General features: G+C 36.9%; 16 protein-coding genes and 3 pseudogenes. 6 read left to right on the top strand and 13 right to left on the bottom strand.

Annotated elements, in window-relative coordinates:
• The 3 genes and pseudogenes from H540_RS0118230 to H540_RS35240 form a co-directional block, all read right to left on the bottom strand.
• Positions 1–366, bottom strand: a pseudogene (locus H540_RS0118230) (RNA-guided endonuclease InsQ/TnpB family protein); the annotation flags it as partial.
• A gap of 252 nt (positions 367–618) precedes the next feature.
• On the bottom strand, positions 619–984 hold the full coding sequence (locus tag H540_RS0118225; protein WP_028401864.1) for a putative zinc-binding protein: 366 nt from the start codon (positions 982–984) through the stop codon (positions 619–621).
• Between the two features lie 369 nt (positions 985–1353).
• Positions 1354–1470 (bottom strand): annotated as a pseudogene (locus H540_RS35240) (TetR-like C-terminal domain-containing protein); the annotation flags it as partial.
• Positions 1471–1596: 126 nt separating this feature from the next.
• Between H540_RS35240 and H540_RS0118220 the strand changes: the two are divergent.
• Genes H540_RS0118220 through H540_RS0118210 form a run of 3 tightly spaced genes read left to right on the top strand, consistent with a single transcriptional unit; the run spans position 1597 to position 2937 of the window.
• On the top strand, positions 1597–1938 hold the full coding sequence (locus H540_RS0118220; RefSeq protein WP_028401863.1) for a PadR family transcriptional regulator: 342 nt from the start codon (positions 1597–1599) through the stop codon (positions 1936–1938).
• On the top strand, positions 1931–2413 hold the full coding sequence (locus tag H540_RS0118215; RefSeq protein ID WP_028401862.1) for a hypothetical protein: 483 nt from the start codon (positions 1931–1933) through the stop codon (positions 2411–2413). Before H540_RS0118220 ends, H540_RS0118215 begins: the two co-directional genes overlap by 8 nt.
• Positions 2410–2937 (top strand): permease, encoded by a 528-nt coding sequence (locus tag H540_RS0118210; RefSeq protein WP_028401861.1) that lies wholly within the window; start codon positions 2410–2412, stop codon positions 2935–2937. The genes H540_RS0118215 and H540_RS0118210 overlap by 4 nt, the downstream gene beginning before the upstream one ends.
• 423 nt (positions 2938–3360) lie before the next feature.
• Here the strand turns inward: H540_RS0118210 and H540_RS33350 are convergent.
• From H540_RS33350 to H540_RS0118185, 5 genes and pseudogenes are all read right to left on the bottom strand, one after another.
• Positions 3361–3432 (bottom strand): annotated as a pseudogene (locus H540_RS33350) (VOC family protein); the annotation flags it as partial.
• Between the two features lie 48 nt (positions 3433–3480).
• On the bottom strand, positions 3481–5193 hold the full coding sequence (locus H540_RS0118205) for a glycoside hydrolase family 3 protein (RefSeq protein ID WP_028401860.1): 1713 nt from the start codon (positions 5191–5193) through the stop codon (positions 3481–3483).
• A 53-nt stretch (positions 5194–5246) separates the two neighbouring features.
• Positions 5247–6596: a glycoside-pentoside-hexuronide (GPH):cation symporter gene (locus H540_RS30170; RefSeq protein WP_051317177.1), complete on the bottom strand. Its 1350-nt coding sequence runs from the start codon at positions 6594–6596 to the stop codon at positions 5247–5249.
• Between the two features lie 108 nt (positions 6597–6704).
• The gene (locus tag H540_RS0118190; protein ID WP_028401859.1) at positions 6705–7487 is read right to left on the bottom strand and encodes a tyrosine-protein phosphatase; all 783 of its coding nucleotides are present in this window, start codon (positions 7485–7487) and stop codon (positions 6705–6707) included.
• Positions 7488–7742: 255 nt separating this feature from the next.
• Positions 7743–8390 carry a TetR/AcrR family transcriptional regulator gene (locus H540_RS0118185; RefSeq protein WP_028401858.1) on the bottom strand — a complete coding sequence of 216 codons (648 nt, stop codon included), beginning with the start codon at positions 8388–8390 and terminating at the stop codon, positions 7743–7745.
• A gap of 494 nt (positions 8391–8884) precedes the next feature.
• Here H540_RS0118185 and H540_RS0118180 point away from each other — a divergent pair, with 494 nt between their 5' ends.
• The gene (locus tag H540_RS0118180) at positions 8885–9601 is read left to right on the top strand and encodes a vanadium-dependent haloperoxidase (RefSeq protein ID WP_028401857.1); all 717 of its coding nucleotides are present in this window, start codon (positions 8885–8887) and stop codon (positions 9599–9601) included.
• 491 nt (positions 9602–10092) lie between these two features.
• Here H540_RS0118180 and H540_RS0118175 read toward each other — a convergent pair whose 3' ends face one another.
• Positions 10093–10452, bottom strand: coding sequence for an MmcQ/YjbR family DNA-binding protein (locus H540_RS0118175; RefSeq protein ID WP_028401856.1), 360 nt, complete (start codon positions 10450–10452; stop codon positions 10093–10095).
• Positions 10453–11116: 664 nt separating this feature from the next.
• Between H540_RS0118175 and H540_RS0118170 the strand changes: the two genes are divergently transcribed.
• Positions 11117–12562, top strand: a complete 1446-nt coding sequence (locus H540_RS0118170) for a DEAD/DEAH box helicase (protein ID WP_028401855.1) — start codon at positions 11117–11119, stop codon at positions 12560–12562.
• A gap of 135 nt (positions 12563–12697) precedes the next feature.
• On the opposite strand, the gene H540_RS0118165 is transcribed toward H540_RS0118170, so the two are convergent.
• The 4 genes from H540_RS0118165 to H540_RS0118150 all read right to left on the bottom strand — a co-directional run bounded on the left by H540_RS0118165 (position 12698) and on the right by H540_RS0118150 (position 15916).
• Positions 12698–12901 (bottom strand): hypothetical protein, encoded by a 204-nt coding sequence (locus tag H540_RS0118165; RefSeq protein WP_028401854.1) that lies wholly within the window; start codon positions 12899–12901, stop codon positions 12698–12700.
• A gap of 332 nt (positions 12902–13233) precedes the next feature.
• Positions 13234–13431 carry a hypothetical protein gene (locus H540_RS0118160; RefSeq protein WP_028401853.1) on the bottom strand — a complete coding sequence of 66 codons (198 nt, stop codon included), beginning with the start codon at positions 13429–13431 and terminating at the stop codon, positions 13234–13236.
• A gap of 599 nt (positions 13432–14030) precedes the next feature.
• On the bottom strand, positions 14031–15140 hold the full coding sequence (locus H540_RS0118155; RefSeq protein ID WP_028401852.1) for a lactonase family protein: 1110 nt from the start codon (positions 15138–15140) through the stop codon (positions 14031–14033).
• Positions 15141–15715: 575 nt separating this feature from the next.
• The gene (locus H540_RS0118150; RefSeq protein ID WP_028401851.1) at positions 15716–15916 is read right to left on the bottom strand and encodes a cold-shock protein; all 201 of its coding nucleotides are present in this window, start codon (positions 15914–15916) and stop codon (positions 15716–15718) included.
• 352 nt (positions 15917–16268) lie between these two features.
• Between H540_RS0118150 and H540_RS0118145 the strand changes: the two genes are divergently transcribed.
• On the top strand, positions 16269–16709 hold the full coding sequence (locus H540_RS0118145; RefSeq protein ID WP_028399682.1) for a YaiI/YqxD family protein: 441 nt from the start codon (positions 16269–16271) through the stop codon (positions 16707–16709).
• The last annotated feature ends 8 nt before the right edge of the window (positions 16710–16717 follow it).

The following is a 16717-nucleotide window of genomic DNA, read 5'->3' as shown; positions in this document are numbered from 1 at the left end:
ATGAATGGTGCCATTCTCTTTCACGGAAAAGCCGTCTTTCTTCCATTTCGTATTATAGTGTTTCTTTTGTTTGTAGGGATATTTGGCGGTTTTGATTCCTTTTTGGAGAGCAGCTCTTGTGGCATCTCTGGCGAACAAGTACTTTTCAAATACAGCTTGTATGCTTTGAGAATGTAAGTGGTAGTTTCCTTTTGTTAGTGCTTGGAGGGTAGACTTGTTGATCCATTTTCCGTTATGTTGTAGATGATACGTCTTTGCGTGACGCAAACAATCATTCCATACTTTGGCGGACTCGCGGTTGCAGGCAAACAATCGCTGCAGGTTTGTCTTTGAGGTTTGGAAATAGACTCGTTTCGCTCGAATCATAGATTCACCTCCTGTCTATTCCTCATTTTACCACTAATAAAACGTATGTTCTATATATTTTCAAAATTTTTACATATCAGACAATAGAGATGGAACGTGCCTATCTCTTGTGCGAAGGCGATTCATCCCCCACTTACCGTTACACACCATTCACACGCTTGAAGTGGGGGTATTCTCGCCTAATTTATGATAAAAATTCCTACTAAACAATATTCTTGACCCCATAATGTCGTTCAGAAATAAAATCAACGATTAAGAATGATTATTAACAAGTTCCAAAATACGTTTGTATGCACTTATATAAAGGTTAGGGTCGGGGTCTTTACCATTTATCTTTGGTACATCAAATTCAGAAAGTACAAAATGATGTTTGGGCTGAACTTCATGCCTATTTAAAGAACTTTTGCAACAGGATAAGGGACAACCATCAATTGCAATGATAACTCTTCCTGATTTTGCTGTTCTGACAAGTGGTTTGACATCCCCTCCAACACCAGCGATACAGGACATTTCAGCTAATTTTTCTCGATCCATTTTTATAGCAATCATGTTAGCAGTTTGTGCAGCCGATGAACATCCAGAGCATGAATATACAATAGGTAAGTCATTTTTTTTCATCGTTCTTTCCCCCTTTACGTCTTTTGATTAACTAAAATATGTGTTTTTAATGAAACAACCTTAGCTGAATAACTAAAATTCATTTTAATTTATTTGTTGTTTAAATCCCGTGAACAATTTCACTTTTCTATTAATTCAAAAAATACAAAAGGAGAAGAATTTCCCTTCTCCTTTGATCAATTCTTTATTCCATTAAGCTGCCCCGTTAGTGAAAAAGCGTCCCCGCTAATTGTAGAAACGCACCCGTTTGTTTAAGGGCAATCCTTCACATGCTAATTTCTTATTAAATCAGTGAAAGACAAAATTCTTAAACCATCAATTTGTTTCTGTCATTCTAAATTATAAGGGAGTTTATTTCATAGGAGATAACTATAGATTCCTCTTAAACAATATCCCCGCTTGTTCTGCCATCACACGAGATGGAACTGTCATTCCATTCTTAAGCCACCATCCAACTAACCCTACGAAAGCTGAACTGAAAAATTGAACAAAAAATTTTTAAAAAAGGACATACTGTCAGTGACATATTACTGTCGATGACAGTATACTGTTATTAACAGTAAGGTGTTACCGAAAAAAATTTTACATTTAAATTAGGAGGTTATATATTTCATGAAACATACAGGGAGACATACAGGTGCATTTCTTCTGCTGTTTTTAACAGAGGGAGATAGCTATGGAGGGAAACTTCTGCAGAAATGTGAAGAAGAGCTTCCCATCAATCCAATTGATAGTGCCATCTTATATCGCACATTAAAAACATTAGAGAAAGAAGGTGCTGTTGAGTCTTATTTGGACACATCTGATCAAGATAAGCTGATAAAAATGTACAAAATTACTACAGTTGGAAAAAGAAAATTAGAAGATTTTCAAATAGATATCGAAGAAAAAATGAAGAACCTATCATTTTTCTTAAATAAATACAAAGAATGGAAGGAGTCTAGCCATGATTAATGGTGCTATCCTTTACGCTATGGCTATTATTCTTCTCAGTATTTCTTTTATAAAAGATCGAAATAAAACAAGAGATGCTCTATTAAAGTCATGGAAAAGCTTTCGTACTATTATACCTGACATGTTATCAATTATGCTTTTCGTTGGACTATCACTATCTATATTAACTCCATCCTTAATTTCTTCAATCATTGGAGAAAAATCTGGATTGACAGGTATTGTTTATTCAGCATTAATTGGATCTATTGCACTAGTTCCAAGCTTTGTTGTATTTCCTCTTGGACATACATTAGTCCAAAATGGTGCAGGACTCCCTCAAGTAGCTGTATTAATGTCTACATTAATGTCCGTAGGAATCACAACTTTACCTATGGAACAAAAGATATTTGGGCGAAGTTTTGCCTATTCTCGCAACGTATCTGCAGTGGTAATGTCTCTAATATTTTCATATATTATTTGGGTGGTGATGGGATGAATGAATTAAAAAGGTATCGTTTCTTTTTCATTTTATTATTTGGGCTCATTATCCTTACCTTTATAAACCAATCGGTGGGATGGAACGCATTTCAATTAACAGGAAAAAGCATTTTAGATATGCTGTTTCTACTCCCTCCTGTCTTAATATTCGTAGGTTTGCTTGACAAATGGGTGGAGAAAGAAACACTAATTAGATATATGGGGAGGAAATCCGGCATCTATGGCATTTTGTTCTCCCTATTATTAGGAGTAATTGCAGCTGGTCCCCTCTACGTAGCTTTTCCAATTGCGGCACTTTTATTAAAAAAAGGAGCAAGCATACGCTATATTGTATTTTTTTTAGGAGTCTGGACAACTGCAAAATTACCGGTTATTGTATATGAATTTGCTTCATTTGGAGTTAAATTTACACTCATTCACATTTGTTTTGGTTTGTTATTTTTCTATTTAATGGGTATTATTTTTGAGAAATTTTATAAGCATCGACAATTGTTAAAGTATGATATAACTAAAGACGTTTAGATTTAGATCGATAAATCTTTAAGCCCTCAATCCCAGATTATTTTGTAGCTGAACCTACAACGGACTATACTGCGTGCAGCAAAAGATTAGAGGATACAGTTTGCACTGCATCCTCTTTTTAATTCCCTTCTTCAACTAACCGCCCCGTTAGTGGAACAACCAAAAAAGGCTGCCAATTTGACAGCCGACATCTTAAACAATCGCACCCTTTAGTTTAAGTGAACTTATTCACAAAGGCACATTTCTATTGCAGAATGAGAACAATGTCATTTATCTTTAAACCTTAAACATGTATAGCCCCGTCCTAGAATTAGGACAGGGTTAACATAAAGTTGTTTAATTGTTGATAAAAACACTTCACCCAACTTAAAAACACACCAATAAAGTCGTTTAGAACTAGGTTACATCTATTTCTACATAAAGTTACTGCTGCACTATCTGAATAAGGTTGCCGCATGTATCGTCGAAGACAGCTATTGTGACTTCGCTCATTTTTTTTCGTTTTTGAGTACAACTTTCTTCACTAAAATAACACATCATTGGTTAAAACTGCGTATCCCAACATCCACAAAACGGATCTACAGGACTCTTTCCTTTAAATTCGGATTCCCCCGTTAACTTCTTATAAAGATATTCAATAATGTTTTCGTTTGCGTGATAGCAGTTGATCATGACAGGGACTCTCGGAATATCGAATAAATGATATGGATTAGCCAAAGAAATGAAAATAGTAGGCACTTCCTGAATGAACCATGGTAAGTCGCCCGAAAGCAATGGCGACCACTGCAGACGCAAAGTCGGCTTTACGCTAACGGTAGGAAGGTTCGCTAAATAAATAACAAGGTCAAATTGTTCTTTCATTGTGTACACAGGCGCCATAAATGACGCTCCTGGATTTTGATTTGGGTCAAAGATAACCACCTCATACCCATTTGTTCGCAGCTTATCTGCAAAGCTTTCAGCGTAGGATTTTGAGTAGAAGCCCTCTGCTTTTAACTGAGAGTTTATGCCCTCTACAGGAATTAACAAAACTCTCCGATGTTGATCAGCAGATATTGGCAGTAATTGTTTTGTATCTTTTACCAGGGTAATAGATTCATCTGCTGCAATGGATGCCCACTGCTTATGCTCTTGACAGCCGAGTACCTTGAGCTCCTCTTTTCTCGGAATGATCGCAGCGGCTTCTTTTTTATGAAGGCCAAGAGATGCTTTTAAGGCCAACACTCTCGTGGCTGCTTCCTCAACTCTCTCCATCGTCAGCAGTCCATTTTCAAGACCCCTCATCATAAATTCAAAGTCCTCTTGTACATCTCGGTTAAAGAGGAAAACATCACAGCCCGCTTCGATTGTTAAAGGAACGGCCTCTTCTCGATTTTTTGCCATTGCGAACCCAGCCATCATGGTAGAGTCAGAGACAATAACACCATTAAATTGCAGTTGTTCCCTTAGTAAATCCTGTAACAATTCTTTAGATAGAGTCGCCGGCATTATTTCCTCTTCCTTAATATCAGGACGAAGCTTTCTGGAATAATGAGGGAGCATAATATGTCCAGGCATAATCGTTTTTGTACCTGCCTCAATTAATTCCTTATAAATAATACCATAGGTACGATCCCACTCCTCTACAGAGAGAGAGTTAACAGAAGTCACCAGATGGTGATCTCTTTCATCCACACCGTCTCCTGGAAAATGTTTGATGGATGCCGCTAGTCCGTTTTCTTGCAAGGCTTGTACATACGCTTTGCTCATTGTTAAAACTGTGGAAGCATCTGATCCAAAGGTACGAATGTTGGTAATCGGATTTCGAAAATTTATATCAATATCTACTACAGGTGCAAACGACCAGTTACAGCCGACAGCACTGCCCTCTTTAGCTGCAATCTCCCCTAACTTGTAGGCAATTTCTGTGTTTCCTGTTGCTGCTGCCTGCATGGGATTCGCCACTGCTGTCCCGTCTAATGCAATGCCATTTCCTCCGGCTTCTAGGTTTGCCGCAAGAAGAAGAGGGATAGCGGATTGCTCTTGTAAAAAACGATGAACCTCTTGAATTGCCTTTCCTTTGTCTGGCCTAAACATAAACCCACCAGGCTTAAATGTCTCGATTATTTCTTTCAATTTCTTTTCATCCTTATCTATACCGTGCAGGCAGAACAATTGACCGACTTTTTCTTCAGTCGTCATAGAGGATAAGGTTTCGTTCACCCATGCAATATCTTGATCTGTTAGATAGAAAGGATTTTCTCTTAAATTAATCATGTTTGCTCCCCCTGATTTGTATGTTTTTTAATACAAGCCGGAATCATCAGCTCTTATTGCGCTTTTACATCATTCTTAAATTCAGTCGTATAACTCTTTCGTCTAATTTTTATTTCAGATAGGATTTTTTCATAGAACCCTTCTGTTAACTGATATTTCATAAGCGGTATAACAGAGATAAGCAGCAAAATTCCTGGAATAAGCGTAAAAAACAACTGCATCCAAACCATCGTTGTACCTGTTTGAGTTTGATTAGGGATGTAACCAATACCAGAAAGCGCATAAGCTCCTATTCCTCCGCCAATCGCTCCTGCGAATTTAGAGCGGAAGGTGTTAGTAGAAAATACCGTTCCCTCTGCCCGTTTTCCAGTTTTCCATTCCCCGTATTCCACACAATCAGCAATCATAGCACTCATTGTAATCGTCGCTATACCAAAAAACAAACCACCTAGAATATTTAGTGTAAAGAACGGAATCATACTTTTGCCTACAAAGAATAAAGCAATATGCTCCACACCGTAACCAATAATTCCAATAATAGTAGTTTTCTTTTTCCCTAAGCGCTTCGAAATCATCGGTGCTAACAGGCCTCCTATTAATACTGGCACTATGCTCACCAAAGAAAAGATAGGGAAAAGATTTTCTGCATGTAAATAATATTTGAAATAGTAGATACCGAAAGCACCGCGGAATTTTGTTACTATGTCTTCCATTAACATTGTCAACAACAACAGCAGAAGCGGCTGATTCGATTTAATTACACGAAAAGCATCTTTGAACGTAAACTTTTCGTTTTGCGCTACTGTTACTTGTTCTTTTACATTGAAAAACGTAATCCAGAAGAAGCCGATACATAATACAGCATAGATCGCGCTGACAAGGACCCAACTGTTTAATGCTTTAACAAGCGGTAAGGTAAAGACGCTTACAAATAATGCAGCGATAATTGCCATTACACGAGGCACCATCACCACTTTTGTTCTTTCCTTTGGATCGTCTGTGATAGCGGATGTCATAGACCAATATGGAACATCTACCAGACCGAAGCTCATTCCCCACATGATATAGGTTACATAAGCGTAAATGATCTTAGCGGCAGGACTAATATTAGGCTGCAAAAAGCAAAGAACTGTAAAACCGGCCATAATAACGGGGGGAAGCAAAAGATACGGCCTAAACTTTCCCCATCTGGATTTTGTATTATCTACCATGATGCCTATAAAAGGATCCAATAAAGCATCCCACAATCGGGCTACAAGAAATAATGTTCCTACAGCAGCTGCTGATATCCCAAAGTAATCGGTATAAAATAACATTAAATAACTAACAGTCAAAATATAAACTAAATTTTGCCCAAGACTCCCCAGCCCATAGGATAAAACGGTTTTTGAAGAAACCCTCATTTTTGCCACCTCATTGTTGAAATGTTAGCTAAATCCACTTGGTCTACTGTTGTTTTAGATTTAATATAGTTTTTTGTTACGTTTCCAAATTTATATGAGCACATGATTTCACTCCTGGTCCAAGTAAAGTTGCTGTAAGCGTGAACGTATATCTGCTGTTACACCAAGTCCTTCTTCTAGATAGTTTTCAATAGAGCCATAGCTATTCTCGGCTTCATCCAATGCCACTTGAAGATAGGATGATTTCACTGACATAGATTCTTTGAGATATTCAAATTCATCTTTATTTGGAAACATCGTATTAATTATTTTCAGTATTTTTTTGTTCTCTTCGATTCGATTGTTATTACTTTGTAAATAATCCTCAAAAATTTGCTCCATTGGTACTCCAAGTATTATTAATAGGATAGCTGCAGCAAAGCCAGTTCGATCTTTACCTGCAGTACAATGCCACAGAAATGGGCGACCATCAGCCTCAATTGCCAAATCAATAAATTGTCTAAAAGCCTTCTTAGAAGTTGTATCTCTTATAAAATTACGGTAGACGTTTTCTAAGAAACCTCCTGATTGACTAGATTCTAATAATTTCTGAAGGGCAATCATCATTTCATCTTGATTCATCGCCCCCCCAATAGCTTGTATGTTGACGTAATTAGTATTTTTAATAATGGGGTTCGGTTTTACATCAATTTCTTTTTCAGAACGAAAATCTATAATGTAACTTAACCCAAGAGATTGGACAAAATGAAGATCCTCTTCATTAAATTGAGCTAGTTCTCCTGAACGAAAAAGTCGGTTCTCAATGATTTTTCGTCCATCCTTTGTTCGATAACTCGCTATCGGTCGAAAATTTGTTCTACTTTCTAATGTTCGGTTATCCATTATGTTCATACCTAATTCTCCTCCGTGCCCTGATTAGTCTTAGTAATGATATCAGTCGATTAATTTTTGTTAAGATTCCTTTTTGGTTAGTTGACCCCCTAATCTATTCACATAGTGTTACTGTGTGTTTACCTATGGTAAATACACTTTGAATTATAGTTATCTTTTTTAAATGTAGTGTATTTATATTATTAATTAATTGTAAATCTTACAAAAAAAAGGATGCCATCTCAATTAAAGACAACATCCTTTTTTTCATTCTATTTATTTCATTGGTTTTAAGTATGTCAGGATCATATTAACCATCTGTTCAAGTATCAAGTCTGGATCAATACCTTGATCATATTTTAAAATTTCCCCTCTCAAAGCCATACGTTGAATAGTCGCACTCGTTATATTGCTAATTGTAAATTGCAGAGTCGTTATATCAATATCATTACGAATTGATCCATCCTGAACTCCTTCTAAGAGTATGTTTTTAAAGAGTGACCGACCTTTTTTTAAAAGATCTAAAAATGCATTTTCCAATTCCGGAGTGGGATAATGGTCACGATAATGCATATCAAAAAGACCTACGAAACTGACTGAAGCTTTATCAGTTTTTAAAGTCTCAATTTGAATCCGGAGAGCATACTCCATTTTTTCCCATCCGTTTTTTCCTTTTGTCATCAAATTTTTATCCTTTTCAATAAACTCCTGAAGTATTTTCATTTGTACTGCAAAAATGACTTCATCCATTGATTTATAATATTTATAAAAGGTAACCTTGCTAATCCCACACTGCTTTACAATATCGTTTAACTTTACAACTCCTAATCCTCTTTCAAGAAATAATTGCTGAGCTGCAATAAGGATTTCTTCTTTACGATTATTTCTGTGTTTCTCTAATTGTTCTTTCCAATGCTGATTCATTTAACTACGGCCCCCTAACTCTAAACTCCTAGACATTTTATCATGTATAAATTGTATTAACTAGTAGTTAACTATACTTAATCGATGGACTTTAAAATCTGCCATAAATGTCCTACGTGTATAGTATGTGGTGCTTTTATTTTTCACTAAGGAGCCACAGAAACTGCCAGTTAGCACAATAAAAAAGAGCTGCCGCAGCAACTCCGTGGAACTTCAACTATCGCACCCGTTCGTTCAAGAAGAAAATGAATAGTAGCTGTAACAAAGATTTATTCACTCAACCTTTTGCAAATGACTATGTATTAAAGAAAACTCTATAAGGATAACTCCGACAAATACTGATCCAATCCCCATCCATAACTGGTTGTTATTTTAACTATCCATACTCTAAGGATCTTGTCCTTTTAGATATTTATAGAGGGCAATATATTGGCATATTTTATTACCCTTAATCATAAGAAACAAGGAGAACATTCTATAAGGGGTTGAGCTTTATGCGAACAAGCTACAGAAGATGGACAAAACATCCTTACCCAGGAGAGCAAATCCCCCCTAAAGGTTCCCCAAAAGCAGGATATTGGCCGATGTTTTTTATTTCAAGGGGAAGAGACAATGATTTCTTAGACCCCTTTCAGCAGCGTATCAATTGGAGAATTAAAAATCCTAATGATATTGATTGGGGCACAGAGCTATTCATTGTAGAGCAAACATTAAAATCATTAACTTCCCAACAAATACACCTCGCACGATATTGGGGAGCAGTTGAAATAACCGAGCGAATTACTCCTATTATTTTCAATTTAATAAAAAAGTATAGACCAGGATCACCGAAGGCGGCCAGAGTGCTAGGATATTTTCACGCTGCTATAAACGATGCCTTTGTTATGGCATGGTTTTTTAAATATCTTTGGGATGTGGCACGTCCAAATCAATATGGCCGAAACCTATCTACTGTGTTGTCTACCCCCCGTTTTCCATCCTACCCTTCTGCACACGCTACTGCGGCGGGATGTGCAGAGGCAGTATTAAGTTATTTCTTTCCGCCGGAGTTACCCAGAATAAAAAAAGTAATGGAAGAATGTGCTCGATCTCGTTTGTATGCTGGCGTACATTTTAAAGTAGACAACGATGAAGGCTTAAGATTAGGCAGACAAATTGGAGAGGTGGTTGTAAATTTATTGAAAGTACAAAACCTACATACCTTTCAATAGTGTAAAAAACTCTGTTATGCAGGATTTACTTATTACATGATAATGGAGCAATGGACAAACGGCTCCAATCAACAGGTTATTTTCGTTGTAAACATTGCAACTCTGCAGGAAATTGGGAGCTAACAAATGAGTTAAGAATAACCATCCTTACCGCTTTACTTGCGAGAGATATGCCTTTTACCTACAACCGGTTCGAAATTGGCGAATACAGAATTTACGATGGAAGCAAGCATCGTTATGTAACAGATGCTGAGGAGTATTTGCTCAAAAAAATAAGCGCTTCTCACCTTTCTAAAAGTTCACCTGTAATGCCATATTCCCCCCGTTCTTTAGATTGTAGAGAGTATACATATTTTTCTCTGTTATAGCAAACGGATTTACATGAGGCATGATGCTCCATGTAAATCCGTAACTACATCAAGATGAAAAGGAAGGTGTACTCATACAATTTACGTATTGGACGGAAACCGTACAAGCGGTTCAACCAAATACTACTTCGAAATAATCTGTTTTTGGACTTTTTTGGTTAATTTTTCATATACCAAAGTATATGAATGCAGAATTAAACTTTCTAATAAATCGTTAGATAGATTTGAATCAAAATAAATAGAGTTCCAATGTGTTTTATTCATATAATAGCCGGGGATAATGCCTTCGTAAGTTTCTCTTAACACTTCAGCACGATTTGGGTCACATTTTAAAGTTATAATTGGTTTTCCTTTAGAATCTCCGCCCATCATCGCAAACATCTTTCCGCCGACATGATAACGGTCTGCTTGCCAATCTACTTGGTAATCATGTGTTGTACCAGGTAGATTCTCACAATATGATTTTAGATTTTCTTTTTCCATTAAAAGCACTCCTTTTTATAGAATGGCCATTAAAAACACACGTTCGATTACATTTATTGTAAACGATAACGCGTGCTTTTTTAAACAACTTTATTGTAAATTAAACGACTTTATTGCCAGCCCACAGAATGATTACAGGAATCCACATCACATCGGGAGAACAACCAGACTGTCCTTATTTCATTTTTTACTGCATCAAACGTAAAAAGAATGGTAAAGCCTATAAAGCAAGCCCCTGCATAAAAAGTCTCTTCCCCTCCTGAAATCAGGATGGAAAGAGACTTTTTCAGTTCCCTCCTTTTGATAAGGGCTTTTTTTACAATTTTTCCTTTTTAAGAAGTACCTCTAACTCTCGTTGGAATTTATTCATTCTTTCGTCATTCTTTAACATATCTTTAATATCACTTTGACCTATAAACTGTCGAACTGACTTATTAAAAACAATAAGGGTTCCATTGGTGTACACCCCAAAGTTTCGTGCCGTTACAAAAAACGACAGCTGCAGAATTCCAGTTAGTTTTGTATGTTAATTTTTATAATTTAAAATAAGCGCCGATTTATCTGGCATTTCAAGTATAATGAACTATATTCAGATTATGCATATGATATTTCTTTGAGAGAATCCTATATATAAGTCGGATAATACAAAAAAGCGAGGTTAATCATGAGTGAAAGAAGTTTTGAGGATTATAATTTAAGCGATGAAATAAAAAGAGCACTTGCTGTGTTAAAATACGAAGCTCCCACAGAGGTTCAGGGTGAAGTAATACCATTGGCAGTGGAAAATCAAGATCTTGTAGTAAAATCTCAAACAGGCAGTGGCAAGACTGCATCCTTTGGTATACCTATTTGCGAAATAATTAAATGGGAGGAAAAAAAGCCACAGGCATTAATTCTTACACCAACTAGGGAGCTTGCTGTTCAAGTTCGAGAAGATATAACGAATATTGGAAGATTTAAACGGATTAAAGCTATGGCCGTTTATGGAAAAGAACCTTTTGCAAAACAAAAAGAAGAATTGAAACAAAAAACTCATGTAGTCGTCGGTACACCTGGACGTGTCTTGGACCATATCGAAAGAGAAACCCTAGTTTTAGACCAAGTAAAGTATCTAATAATAGATGAAGCTGATGAAATGCTTAATATGGGTTTTATCGACGAAGTAGAAGCGATTATAAAAGAGCTCCCTTTAAACAGAGTAACGATGGTATTTTCTGCAACATTGCCTAAAGATGTTGAAAATCTCTGTCATAAATATATGAAAAATCCTATTAATATCGAGATTGCTGCTACTGGGCTAACGACGGATACAATTGAACATAGTTTAATCGAAGTTAAAGAAGAAGAAAAGATTTCACTTCTTAAAGACGTTACGATCGTTGAAAACCCAGAAAGTTGTCTCATTTTTTGTAGAACCAAAGAACAAGTAGATACAGTGTTTACCGAATTGGAAAAATCTAATTATTCTTGTGAAAGACTTCATGGAAGGTTAGAACAAGAAGTGCGGTTTGCAGTTATGGATGGTTTCAAAATGGGGAATTTCCGTTATCTTGTGGCCACCGATGTAGCTGCGAGAGGAATTGATATTGATAATGTGACACTTGTAATCAATTATGATGTTCCAATGGAAAAAGAGAGCTATGTCCATCGAACAGGAAGAACCGGCCGTGCTGGCAATAAAGGAAAAGCGATTACGTTTGCGACACCTTATGAAGGAAAATTTATTAAGGCAATTGAAAAATACATTGGCTTTGAGATACCTACAATGAAAGCTCCGATGCAACAGGAAGTTGCTGCAGGAAAAGCCGCTTTCGAAGAAAAAATAAGCGGCCGCCGAGTCGTTAAAAATAATAAAACTGCCCGAATAAACAAAGATATCATGAAACTCCATTTCAGCGGCGGAAAAAATAAGAAGATTCGGGCTGTAGATTTCGTTGGAACTATTGCAAAAATTCCTGGGGTAACAGCAGATGATATCGGAATTATAACAATCAAGGATAACTTGTCATATGTTGATATTCTTAATGGAAAGGGCTCGCTAGTCTTACAAGCCATGGAGAATACAACAATCAAAGGAAAGAAGCTGAAAGTTAGCAAGGCGATTAAGTAATTAAATCCTCAACAAGGACGATTATGCCAACCATAATCGTCCTTTAAAGCTATATTAGAACGTGCAGAAAAACTCCACATTGGAGACAGTCCAGATTGGTTTGAAATGAACTACCACCTCAAAGAATAACCCTGTTTATTTCACTTCTTTTAGAACGTTACTTAATATATCATTCGCTAATTCGTTTGCGAGTTCTTTACTAAGTGTTACTGCTTCACCATAATTACCTTTGTTGCCACGAATTTCTATGTGCATACCTCCGTCTTCCAGGAAGTGAACACCTAATCGTTTTAATGTTTTCTTATCCTGATCATACGCTTTAGATTCCTTTATCCTCATAACCCTTATTCTCCTTTATTCTACTTATATTTTTCCAAAATACCCCAATACAATCATATCAAAATAACATACCATCCACAACGTGAGCGGCAAATAAAGGGGGCAGTACCATCAATCCAAGCAAGTCCCTTACTTTGCTCACCCCGCGAGACCTACATATAAGCTAAGTGGCACTTAGCCATTCAGTTTCGACAACTGAGAGAAACAAGCTCCGTAACTCTCGTCTCCCTAACACAAAATAGTCCAACAAGCTATGTTTCCGCATAGCTTGTCTATATAACGAATACACTAAGCTAAAGCTCCTTTATTCGTATAACATCGGTTATGGGAAGTTAATAAAAGCTATCAGTATGTCTGCCTAATTCTAAGCTTGTATGTCGTTTGTTCTTTTTCAAAATAGCATAATATCCATTTGTGCCAACTATAGCAACACCTTTTTCTTTCGCTTCTTCCAATGTTGTAAACTCACCTATCAAATACTGTTCCCGCTCTATTTCGTTTATCTCGTACAGTAAATATGCTTCTTTCATGATTCAACTCTCCCTTTTCTTTTTCTATTAGCAGTATTAACGCTACTGATAATAAAAAGACCCGTCAAAGTTCAACAAAAAAAGCAATTTTTTACCTACTTGCTTTCCAGATAACTACTTTTCTATTTAACTTAAAAAAATGTTGCATACTTTACAAACAACTTACCTATGACCCCAAAATAGAGGTTTGTGTAACATTGGAAATTCACGTAACTGTTGCTTTGAAATAATGTTTGATCAAAAACACCTCACAAACCCGTATTTTATGGCAAATAAGAAGAATCCATTTTGAAAAAAGATTGATCAAAATGGATCCTTATCTAGCATATCTAAGTTTCGGTTTTATAAAAAAGTTTGATCATTTTCTACCTGTGTTGCTCAACAATCGCGCCCGATTGCTGAGTATGGAAAATGTAAAAAAGCTACAAAAATGGCACCTCAGTTATTTTACTAAAGCACCCGTTTGTTTAAGTATATTTCTTCACAATCTTGCTGGAAATTATGTTGTCTCATAACAAAAGCCACCAGTATATCGGCAGCCTTATTTTTAGCAACTCCTGTATTTTTCTGTTCCACACAGTATGGTGAACCCAATAGAATCAAAGAACAGCTAAACCTTGCGACCCAAAGTAAGGAAAGTTAGTCCAGGCAGCAACCTGCAATCTTACTAGACTACCATCATCTTGGATATTAAATACTGACACTGTACCCTGATTTCCGTTAAGGGTGTAAAAATGCCGTCCATCTTTACTCACTCCAACATCCATCGGAAGACCTGGTGCTGTACCTGGCGGTGTACTGGTAATATGCCTTACCACCGACAGTGCTCCATTGGGATCGATTTGGTAGGTGGAGATGGTGCCGCTTAAGGTGTTCGTAATGTATGCAAAACGTTCATCCCTCGTTGTTACAACCCAACAAGCAGTCTTATATCCGTTTGGTACAGATCCGCTTATAACATGAAGGATACCGTCGTTGCTTAATGAATAAGATGACAGCGCATTTGAAACTGCTTCTGTAACTAAGAGGATTCCAGAGGAAAGAAAATAAACGCCCAATGGTCCTTGACCGTAAGAATCATTAACGATTGGTCCTGTAACCGTACCATTTTTATTTACATGGAATACACTGAGATGGTTTGATGTAAGCTCGGAGACAATAATTTTACTGCCATCTGGAGTGAAGAGAACCTGTGCCGGCTGCGCATTGAAGGTACTGAGAGAATGGGTGGATCCAGGAATAGGAGTAAGGCTTCCGTTATCACTTATGTGAAAACCAGTGATATTTGATGCAAAATTGTTTACGGCATCACCTACATTGGAAACATAGACAAGATTACCAAACACATCTACGCTATTGGGCTGGGCACCTCCTGATGGCTTTACATCCACTAGAACGGGTGCTCCGCTGTCGGTTATGATGAAACTACTGATACTATGGCTGCCTGCGTTAACTGCAAGTAGGAAACGTCCATCACGGGACAAAGTTAGGGCGCCTTGTGACGCTAAGGGGTCAACGCCATCGTTTGCTGTTGCAGTGGAAACTTCCTTTGTACCAGTACCTCTTCCATAAGTTGAGTAGGAACCCACAAAGGTGAGCATTCCATTCATGTCCATGTAAAAGGCAATGATTTGATTCATTACTTCATTATTGGTCATCATATACACCATACTCGCACGTGCACGAAAATAATTGTTCATTATCTGCATTTTATGACTCTCCCCCTTTCATAATTTTATATGGTTCTTTTGCCATTTAAATTCCCCAAACGGATGTAAATTGGTTTACAAACATATCCCACTAACCTGACCCGTTAGTGGAACAAGAAAAAGGATTGCCGCAGCAACCCCTTGTTCAACTCAAGCACCCTATAGTTTAAGTAGAAACCTTCACAATCTCTTATACACTTTAACATAATCCAATCCCTTAAATGTATTGTTCTAGAATCTAACTCATTACAAAAAGACGCCTTCTTATTAAAGAAAAGCGCCCGATTGCGGAAGATCAAGATAATGATTATAATTGCTGCCTTTAGCTTGTTGAACTAAAGCACCCGTTAGCCATCCATGAAGCAAGGCTTCACCACATAAAAGGGAAGAAAATGTCGTTCTTACATGGTAGTTGAATTACACCAAAAAAGAGTGACAATTTAGCCACTCTCTACAAAAGCACTTTAAAATGTTTATTCAAAGGTAATTAGGAGAATTCGTGAGTGGGGTTCCTTGCTTTTAAGATAAATAAAAAACAGACTCTATAAAGAGCCTGCTTGAGTTTGGTTTTATTATTAAGCTTTACGCACGTTAGCTGCTTGAGCTCCACGTTGACCTTGCTCAACATCGAAAGTCACAGCTTGACCTTCTTCTAAAGATTTGAAACCTTCGCCTTGAATAGCTGAGAAATGAACGAATACGTCTTCTCCACCTTCACGTTCGATGAATCCGAAGCCTTTTTCGCTGTTAAACCATTTTACTTTACCATTTTCCATTTTTGTTGCCTCCTAGTGTGTAAAAACACACATTATGTTACTATCCTTGCTCTCAGTGATCATCAAGACGAAAAGTTTTACTAATACTATCCTTTACACCGAACAAAAATAATTCTTATATATATTAACATTTTTCACAAGTATTTGCAAGAAAACATAAAAGCGACCATTTTTGCCACTCATGAATTTACACATCTGGTTTTGCATTCTTTTGTTGTTCTTATTCAAGTAAAGCCACCCTTTAATAGAATAACTTTTTTTAAAATGATTTTAGGTATAGCATCTTTATCGTTTGACAAAAGCTAAATCTGCCATTATCATCAACTCGAACTTATTTACGGGAGAAATAAAGATGAAAATTTATGTTGATGCAGATGCTTGTCCGGTAAAAGATATTATTATCTCTGAAGGTACGAATGCTGAAATTCCTGTTATCCTTGTTACTAGCTTTTCTCATTTTTCTAATGCGGAACAACCATCAGGAGTGGAAACCATTTATGTTGATTCTGGAGCAGATGCTGCGGATTATCGGATTATGAAGTTAGCAGAAAAAGGAGATATAATCGTTACGCAAGATTATGGTCTTGCTTCGCTAGGTTTAGCAAAAGGGTGTACGGTTCTTCACCATAATGGGTATAGCTATACAAATGAAAACATTGACCAATTATTACAAACACGTTATTTGAGTGCAATGGCTCGAAAAAGCGGAAAGCGTACAAAGGGGCCAAAACCATTTACATCAGAAGATAGGGAGAAATTTAGGGGGCTTTTTAAAAGAGCGATTTCACGTTAAAAAAGAAC

Origin of the sequence: Ectobacillus panaciterrae DSM 19096 (genome assembly GCF_000430785.1) — a bacterium.
In the GTDB taxonomy this organism is placed as follows: Bacteria; Bacillota; Bacilli; order Bacillales; family Bacillaceae_G; genus Ectobacillus; species Ectobacillus panaciterrae.
Note: the sequence above shows the minus strand (reverse complement) of the source record. Positions and strands in the feature narration are given on the sequence as shown.

Coding starts and splice junctions, on each gene's coding strand:
- H540_RS0118225 (WP_028401864.1), bottom strand. CDS start 984: ATGAAAAAAAATGACTTACCTATTGTATATTCATGCTCTGGATGTTCA.
- H540_RS0118220 (WP_028401863.1), top strand. CDS start 1,597: ATGAAACATACAGGGAGACATACAGGTGCATTTCTTCTGCTGTTTTTA.
- H540_RS0118215 (WP_028401862.1), top strand. CDS start 1,931: ATGATTAATGGTGCTATCCTTTACGCTATGGCTATTATTCTTCTCAGT.
- H540_RS0118210 (WP_028401861.1), top strand. CDS start 2,410: ATGAATGAATTAAAAAGGTATCGTTTCTTTTTCATTTTATTATTTGGG.
- H540_RS0118205 (WP_028401860.1), bottom strand. CDS start 5,193: ATGATTAATTTAAGAGAAAATCCTTTCTATCTAACAGATCAAGATATT.
- H540_RS30170 (WP_051317177.1), bottom strand. CDS start 6,596: ATGAGGGTTTCTTCAAAAACCGTTTTATCCTATGGGCTGGGGAGTCTT.
- H540_RS0118190 (WP_028401859.1), bottom strand. CDS start 7,487: ATGAACATAATGGATAACCGAACATTAGAAAGTAGAACAAATTTTCGA.
- H540_RS0118185 (WP_028401858.1), bottom strand. CDS start 8,390: ATGAATCAGCATTGGAAAGAACAATTAGAGAAACACAGAAATAATCGT.
- H540_RS0118180 (WP_028401857.1), top strand. CDS start 8,885: ATGCGAACAAGCTACAGAAGATGGACAAAACATCCTTACCCAGGAGAG.
- H540_RS0118175 (WP_028401856.1), bottom strand. CDS start 10,452: ATGGAAAAAGAAAATCTAAAATCATATTGTGAGAATCTACCTGGTACA.
- H540_RS0118170 (WP_028401855.1), top strand. CDS start 11,117: ATGAGTGAAAGAAGTTTTGAGGATTATAATTTAAGCGATGAAATAAAA.
- H540_RS0118165 (WP_028401854.1), bottom strand. CDS start 12,901: ATGAGGATAAAGGAATCTAAAGCGTATGATCAGGATAAGAAAACATTA.
- H540_RS0118160 (WP_028401853.1), bottom strand. CDS start 13,431: ATGAAAGAAGCATATTTACTGTACGAGATAAACGAAATAGAGCGGGAA.
- H540_RS0118155 (WP_028401852.1), bottom strand. CDS start 15,140: ATGCAGATAATGAACAATTATTTTCGTGCACGTGCGAGTATGGTGTAT.
- H540_RS0118150 (WP_028401851.1), bottom strand. CDS start 15,916: ATGGAAAATGGTAAAGTAAAATGGTTTAACAGCGAAAAAGGCTTCGGA.
- H540_RS0118145 (WP_028399682.1), top strand. CDS start 16,269: ATGAAAATTTATGTTGATGCAGATGCTTGTCCGGTAAAAGATATTATT.